Consider the following 7,219-nt stretch of genomic DNA (forward strand, 5'->3'; position numbering starts at 1 on the left):
CGGTTACATTCCGAACCCGGAAGCTAAGCCTTACAGCGCCGATGGTACTGCAGGGGGGACCCTGTGGGAGAGTAGGACGCCGCCGAACAAATTTTAAAAAAGGCCCACGCCGTAATCGGCGTGGGCCTTTTTGCGTTGCCCAGCGGATCGCCGGCTTCGTCGCAGGCGGAATCGGCGTGCGCGCCGGCTCATGACGCCAATGCGCTCGGCGCCCAGTTCCCTGGCGGCGAATACGCCGGACAGGCGATCTTGTCGGCAGGAGCATCAGCACAGACCGGCGCCGTCACACGCTGAGGTCGACCCCTTTTCCGACGGGCAGCCAACGGAAGCGGTCCCGGATGTCGGCGGGAGCCGAGGCGAGGTGTCGTTCGATGGCTTCTCGGTTGTCGCGGAAGTGGTGCCAGCCCTCGTAGTGGATGGGGAGGGCGGTTCGCGGGGTGAGCAGTCGGCACAGCTCTACAGCCTGAGCTGCCGTCATCGTGTAGCGGATCGGGCCCGTCAGCGGGAACCGCACGCCGCCCATGTGCAACAGGGCGGTGCCCACGTTCAGGCGACGGGCAAGGTGTCGTACCCCGTCGTAGAGGACGGTGTCTCCGGAGATCCACAGCACGCCGTGCCGTTGTCCCTTCCACTGGAGTGCGAAGCCGGTGACGTCCCCGGTGAGCGGCCGGGACAGTGGCGGTCCGTGGCGGGCGGGGGTCGCGGTGATGTCGATCGTCGTGCGTCCTGGAGCCTGAAGGCGTGTGGTCGTCCAGGGCGCCAGGCCACGGACGTTGCCGCCGAGTCGTCGTGCGCCGGAGGGCGTGGTGAGCACGACGTCCGCGGTCGGCAGCAGGGAGCGCCCGGCCGTGTCGAGGTTGTCGCCGTGGTGATCGTGACTGAGCAGGACGGCATCGACCGGCGGCAGGTCCGCGACGGAGAGCGCGGGGCCGGACGTCTTACGGGAGGACGTGCCCCAGCCGAACGAGTAGCGGCGCCCCGGCGGATCGAACGTCGGGTCGGTCAGCAGCTGCCAGCCGCCGACCTCGATCAGTGTGGTCGGACCGCCGATGTGGGTGACGCGGACGTCGGTCATGCGGTCATCCCTTCCGGTGGCCCGGGGCGGCGGGTAGAACCGCCCCGGGCCCCCTGGTGGCTATCGGGCGTGCGACAAGGCCCACGACAGGGCGTGGTCCGCGACCTCTTCCCAGCCTGGCGAGGCCGGCATCAGGTGCGGTTGCCCCGGATACACCTTGACCTCGGTGACGGTGTTCGACTTGTAGTGCTGGGCGTTGGACCGCTGGACCTGGGGCGGCATGAGATGGTCCAGCTCGCCGGAGAGGAACAGCAGCGGTGCACGGTCGTCGTTGTGGTAGTTCACCCAGATGTCCTGGTGGCCGGGCTGGAGGTTGGCCAGCACGCTGTTCCACAGGATGCGGCCCGATGCGGGGATCGCGTAACGCTCGTAGAGCGCCCGGGACTCCTCTTCGGAGAACGTATTGGTGAAGGCGTAGTGCCACTGCTCATGGGTGAGGCCGACCGCCTTGTGGTGGTTGGCGGGGTTCTTGAGCACGGGGAAGGTCGACTTCACCTGGCTCACGGGGATCACTTTCACGCCTTCGGTGGGCGCGGAGTTGATGGCCACTCCGGCCGCGCCGAAGCCGTGGTCGAGCAGGACCTGCATGAACGCCCCGCCCGCGGAGTGGCCGATCAGGACGGGCGGCTTGTCGAGCCCGCGGATCACGTTCGCAAGGCTCTCGAGGATCTGCGGGGCAGTCACCTTCTCGATCGGAGCCGGGTCGGCGTTCAGGGACTCGACCTCCACCTCGAAACCGGGATAGGCGGGCGCGAGCACGCGGTAGCCCTGCTTCTCGTAGCGGTCGATCCAGTGCTCCCAGCTGCGCGGCGTCACCCAGAAGCCGTGGATCAGGACAATGGTGTCCGGTGCGCTCATCGATGTTCCTTCCTGGGCGTCAACAGGTGGCGTCAATGGATGGCTCGGTAGGCGGCCAGGATCTGGCGGACGACAACATCGGGGTGCGACATCATCACGACGTGCGAGGAGCCCTTCACCTCGACGGTCGTGCTCCCGGCGCGCCCCGCCATGAAGCGCTGCGCGGCAGCCGGGATGACGTTGTCGGCGGTGGGGATCACGTACCAGGACGGCAGGCTCTTCCAGGCCGGTACGCCGCTGCCGGACGCCAACCCGCCTACGCTGCCGGGGCGCTGGGTGGCCGCCATGAGCCGCGTCACGGAGGTCGGCAGGTCCGCGGCGAAGACCTCGTGGAACTTCGCCGGGTCGACGTAGCCGTCAGTGCCGGTGGTGCCGTCGGGCAGCGGGAACGGGCGGGTCACCAGCGCGTCCGGCAGTTTGCTGCCCGGGAACATGCCGGCCAGTTGCAGCGCGCTCTCGCCCTCGTCGGGCGCGAAAGCCCCGACGTACACCAGCGCCTTGACGTTGGCGTGACCGCGCCCAGCGTTGGTGATGACCTCGCCGCCGTAGGAGTGGCCGACCAGGATGACCGGGCCGGGGATGGTGTCGATGACGCTGGAGACGTACGCCGAGTCGCCCGCCAGGTCGCGCAGCGGGTTCGCGGGGGCGATGACCGGGAATCCGGCCTTCAGCAGGCGGGCGATGACGTCGTTCCAGCCGGAGGAGTCGGCGAACACGCCGTGCACGAGCACGACGGTCGGTCTCGTCTCGCTCCCCGAGCGGGCGGAGGCCGAGGCCGAGGCGGGGGCGGCGCCGAGCGTGACCGCTCCCGCCGCGAGCAGCCCGCCGAGAACGCGACGGCGGGGCTGACCTTCGGGAATCATGCGATGGTTCCTTCCGCGGTCAGGAGTTGAGGAAGTCCAGCAGGTCGGTGCCGAGCTCTTCCTTGTGCGTGTCCGTGATGCCGTGCGGCGCACCCGGGTAGACCTTCAGCGTCGCGTTCTTGATGCGGGCCGCCGACGCCTTGCCGCCGACCTCGAAGGGCACGACCTGGTCGTCGTCGCCATGGATGACCAGCGTGGGTACGTCGAAGGCGTCCAGGTCGGCGCGGAAGTCGGTGGCCGAGAAGGCCGCGATGCATTCGTAGGCGCCCCGGTGCCCGGCCTGCAGGCTCTGGCGCCAGAACGCGTCCCGGATGCCCTGGGAGACATCGGCGCCGGGGCGGTTGTTCCCGAAGAACGGGCCGTCGGCCAGGTCGTGGTACAGCTGCGAGCGGTCGGCGAGCGACCCGGCGCGGATCGCGTCGAACTCCTCGATCGGTACGCCACCGGGATTGTCGTCGGTCTTGAGCATGAAGGGCGGTACGGCGGAGACCAGCACGAGCTGCGCGATGCGCGCGGTGCCGTGGCGCCCGATGTAGCGGGCGACTTCGCCGCCGCCCGTGGAGAAGCCGACGAGCGTCGCGTCGCGCAGGTCGAGCGTGTCGATGAGGGTGGCGAGGTCGTCGGCGTAGGTGTTCATCTCATTGCCGTGCCAGGTCTGGGAGGACCGGCCGTGCCCACGACGGTCGTGGGCGATGGCGCGGAAGCCGTTCGAGGCGAGGAACAGCTGCTGCGCCTCCCAGCTGTCCGAGTTCAGCGGCCAGCCGTGGCTGAGCACGACCGGCCGGCCCGTGCCCCAGTCCTTGTAGTAGATCTGCGCTCCGTCGCTCGCGGTGACGTATGGCATGGATGCTCCCGTCTGCAGGATCTGTCCGGTCGCCCAAGCGTCGGTCAGGACGGATGGTGCTCGAATCCCGTGGAGCGCGTAGTCGTGACTGGGGTCAGCCGTCCCAGGCCTGGTGGAGTTGGCGCCGGGACTTCACGTCGAGCTTCCGGAAGATCTTGCGCAGGTGGTAGTCGACGGTGCTGGCGCTGATGTACAGCTGGGCGGCGATCTCGGCGTTGGTCGCACCGCCCTTGGCGAGGCGGGCGATCTGGAGCTCCTGCGGGGTCAGCGTGCTCGTCGTCCCGGCCGTTCCGCGCTGGGGCCGCGCCCCGGTGGCGGCGAGCTCCTGGGCGGCGCGCGCCGCGTATCCCGTGGCCCGCATGGCGTCGAACATCGCGACGGCCGTACGCAGGTGCTCGCGGGCGTCTTTGCGGCGCTTGCGGCGGCGTAGCCACTCGCCGTACAGCAGGTGGGCGACGGCGAGATCGGAGCGGGCTCTCGTGCCCGACAGCAGGGTGATCGCGTCGTTGTACAGCGGCTCGGCGTCGTCGACGGCTGCGAGCAGGGCACTCGATCGGGCCAGCAAGCCCAGGGCCCAGGGCGTGCCGGAGGCCGTCGCCCGGGAGGCCAGCGTCCCCAGCGCGGTCGTGGCGAGGACCCGGTCGCCGCAGCGTACGGCCGCCTCGACAAGGTGGGGGAGCAGCCGGGAGTGCACCCCGAGCACATCGTGCTCGATCAGTTCGTGCGCGACGGTGCGCGCCTCGGCGTAGTCGCCGCGGCTCAGGGCGAGCACCACCATGCCGATGCGGGCGATGGACTCGACCGCGCCGGTGCCGAGCCAGGTGCCGGCCTCCATCGATCCGCGCAGAACGGCGTCCAGGTCGTCGCGCTCGCCGTGCCAGGCCAGCAGCTCGGGATGCCGGTAGATGGCCCACACGTCGTCGTTCGCGCCGATCGCCGCACGAATCTGGTGGCCCTCGGCCAACAGGTCGTCGGCGGCCGCCAACTCCCCGAGATTGGTCTCGGACATCGTGGCGCAGTACAGCGCGGAGTCCAGTTGCCACAGGGAGCCGGTCCGCCGGGCGACGTCGGCCGCCCGCCCCATGACAGCGGTGTGCTTCTGCTCATCCCAAAGGATCATCGACAGGGTGACGGCGGGCTGATAGGCGCGCAGCACCTCCTCCTCGGGGGTGCCCGGGTCCAGCACCATGGCACAGGCCCGCCGCAGGTGCGGTACGGCGAGTTCGTAGCCGTCGGTGGCCAGGACCGCGAAGCCGCGCAGCACGAGGTCGACGCCGGTCGCCTCACCGGTGCGCGGCACCAGCGTCTCCACGGCCCGGGCGATCTCGGCCGGCGTCGTGTCCCGTATGAGGTGCTCCGCGGTGATGGCGCGGTCGATCGCCCGCAAAAGCGCCTCACGAGCCAGGTCCGGAGCACCGTCGGAGAGGAACCGGGCGGCGCGCACGCACAGCGCCGACGCCTGCGCGAACGAATCCGCGCGGCCCAGCGCGAGGCCCGTGGTCGCCCGGACCAGCAGCGCCCGGCCCCGGCCGACATCACCGAGCAGCTCCCCGTCGATCCCGTCCAGCAGCGACTCCGCCTGCAACGGCGCCCCGGCTCGCAGCGCTGCCTCGGCCGCCGACAGCAGCCGCCCCGCTCGTACGTCGCCTTCCGGCGTCAGCTCGGCTGCCCGGGTCAGGAAGGTGGCGCGCGCCGCGTAACCACCCCGCGCGCCCGCCCGGTCGGCCACGCGTTCTACCTCCGCGGCGACGGCGGCATCCGTCCCGATGGTGGCGGCGGCGAGATGCCAGGCCCGCCGGTCGGTGTCGGCCGGGCGGTCAGTGACCTCCGCCAGCGCCTGGTGCGCACGCCTTCGCTCGACGCTGGTGGCTCCGCTGTACACAGCCGACCGAACCAGCGGGTGGCGGAACTGCGCGGCGGCGTGCAGCACCACCAGACGCGCGGCTTCGGCCGGGCCGGAGGCATCCGTGCCGATCCCGAGCCGACGTGCCGCGCTCGTGAGGTACCCGAGGTCGCCGCCCGGCTCGGCGGCGGCGAGAAGCAGCCAGGTCTGCGTCGGCTCCGGCAGCTCGCGGACCTGATGGAGGTAGTGCGCCTCCAGCCTGCCGCCGACGGGCAGCGGTTCGGGCAGCGCGAGCCCACCGGAGAGCTGGTCGGCGGAGAGTTCCTGTCCCAGGTCAGTCAGTGCCAGCGGGTTCCCGGCCGTGGCGGCCACGATCCGCGCCGCGACACGGGTGTCGAGTTGTCCGGGGACGGTCTCCCGCAGCAGTTCCAGAGCGAACTCGTCCTCCAGGCCGGCGACTTCGGTGGACGGAAGGCCCGCGGGCGCGTCGAAACCGGTCCGCGCGGCGAACAGCAGGCCGACGCCCTCGGCGTGCACCCGCCGGCCTACAAAGGCGAGCACGCCCAAGGACTCCTTGTCGAGCCACTGGGCGTCATCGACGCAGGCCAGCAGAGGCCGTTGCTTCGCAGCCTGCGCAAGCAGCGTGAGCGTCGCGAGTCCCACCAGGAACTGGTCGGCGGCTGGTCCCTCGGCCAGTCCACAGGCCACCTGCAGCGCCGCGCGCTGGGTAGCGGGAAGCGCGCCGGGCTCCTTGAGACCGTCCAAGAACGGTACGAGCAGACGGTGCAGCGCCGCGAAAGGGAACCCGGACTCCGCCTCCACACCCGCCACCCGCAGGACGCGCAGGTCGGCGGCCTCCGCGGCCGCATGATCCAGCAGGACGGTCTTACCGATGCCGGCGTCACCGCACAGGAGGACGACACCGCTCAATCCGTCGCGCAGGTCTGCGACGAACCGATGGAGCACTTCCAGTTCCCTGACCCGCCCCTTGAGCATCAAGCCGACACCTTTCAGAAAGGTCGGGTGGCAAGGTCGACGACAACGTAGTCCCCCCGCGCACACTGCCCCCGCACCATCCGCTGGTACTGCCCATCCTGCATATGTCCGCCTGGACTTACAGGAGACTTGCGCAAGTCATATGCCGACCTCCGCTTCGCCGCGGCTCGTCCGTCAACGGACCACGCTTGGTCCCTGCCGGCGTGCAGCCGACACTGGACGTGCCCAGGTTCGGGATCGACAACTCGGCCCGGTTCTTCCTCCGGCCTCCAGGCCGGGCCGGCACGTCACAGGCCTGACGTGACAGGTATCGGCGGTCCGCCACCAACCGGTCGCCGATACCGCTGTCGCCCTCAGGGCGTCACGCGCCGAGGAGTGGCCGGCCGCCAAGGCGCAGCGACTCCCTTCGCTCCAGGACCTGGTCGCGCACCTGTCCTTCCTCCAGACAGCCAAGTAGACCGTGCAGGAGCCGGACTCCTTCCGGACGCAGACGGCCGCCTCAGCGACCTCGATTGAAAGATCTTGACACGGGCGGTTGACGGCCCCCTCTCAGATCCGTATAGTCCTCCGGGTTGCCGGGGAGCCGTAACGGTTCTTCGACGGCACCTCCGCCGCAGTAGCGGCAACAAACCACCAGTACGATCTCCCGACGGGGTTCTATTCGGCGTGCCCGAATTAGATTCGATTTCGGGCTCGGCTGGATCCGGTCGACTCGAACGAGTCGATTGGGAATCGCCGGG

Annotated in this window: 5 protein-coding genes and 1 rRNA gene; 1 reads left to right on the top strand and 5 read right to left on the bottom strand. The window is 70.1% G+C overall.

The window, feature by feature from the left end:
• Window positions 1–88: ribosomal RNA gene (gene rrf / locus ABT114_RS49570) — 5S ribosomal RNA — on the top strand; the annotation flags it as partial.
• Window positions 89–283: 195 nt separating this feature from the next.
• Here rrf and ABT114_RS49575 read toward each other — a convergent pair.
• The 5 genes from ABT114_RS49575 to ABT114_RS49595 form a co-directional block, all read right to left on the bottom strand.
• Window positions 284–1,075: an MBL fold metallo-hydrolase gene (locus ABT114_RS49575; RefSeq protein WP_351153759.1), complete on the bottom strand. Its 792-nt coding sequence runs from the start codon at window positions 1,073–1,075 to the stop codon at window positions 284–286.
• Window positions 1,076–1,135: 60 nt separating this feature from the next.
• A complete protein-coding gene (locus tag ABT114_RS49580; protein WP_351153761.1) occupies window positions 1,136–1,933 on the bottom strand; it encodes an alpha/beta hydrolase in 798 nt (265 codons plus the stop codon).
• Window positions 1,934–1,965: 32 nt separating this feature from the next.
• Window positions 1,966–2,796 (bottom strand): alpha/beta fold hydrolase, encoded by an 831-nt coding sequence (locus ABT114_RS49585; protein ID WP_351153764.1) that lies wholly within the window; start codon window positions 2,794–2,796, stop codon window positions 1,966–1,968.
• Window positions 2,797–2,815: 19 nt separating this feature from the next.
• The gene (locus tag ABT114_RS49590; RefSeq protein ID WP_351153766.1) at window positions 2,816–3,640 is read right to left on the bottom strand and encodes an alpha/beta fold hydrolase; all 825 of its coding nucleotides are present in this window, start codon (window positions 3,638–3,640) and stop codon (window positions 2,816–2,818) included.
• A gap of 94 nt (window positions 3,641–3,734) precedes the next feature.
• Window positions 3,735–6,479 (bottom strand): helix-turn-helix transcriptional regulator, encoded by a 2,745-nt coding sequence (locus ABT114_RS49595; RefSeq protein WP_351153769.1) that lies wholly within the window; start codon window positions 6,477–6,479, stop codon window positions 3,735–3,737.
• Window positions 6,480–7,219: the final 740 nt, after the last annotated feature.

Source organism: Streptomyces sp. NPDC002088 (genome assembly GCF_040296605.1).
Classification (GTDB): domain Bacteria; phylum Actinomycetota; class Actinomycetes; order Streptomycetales; family Streptomycetaceae; genus Streptomyces.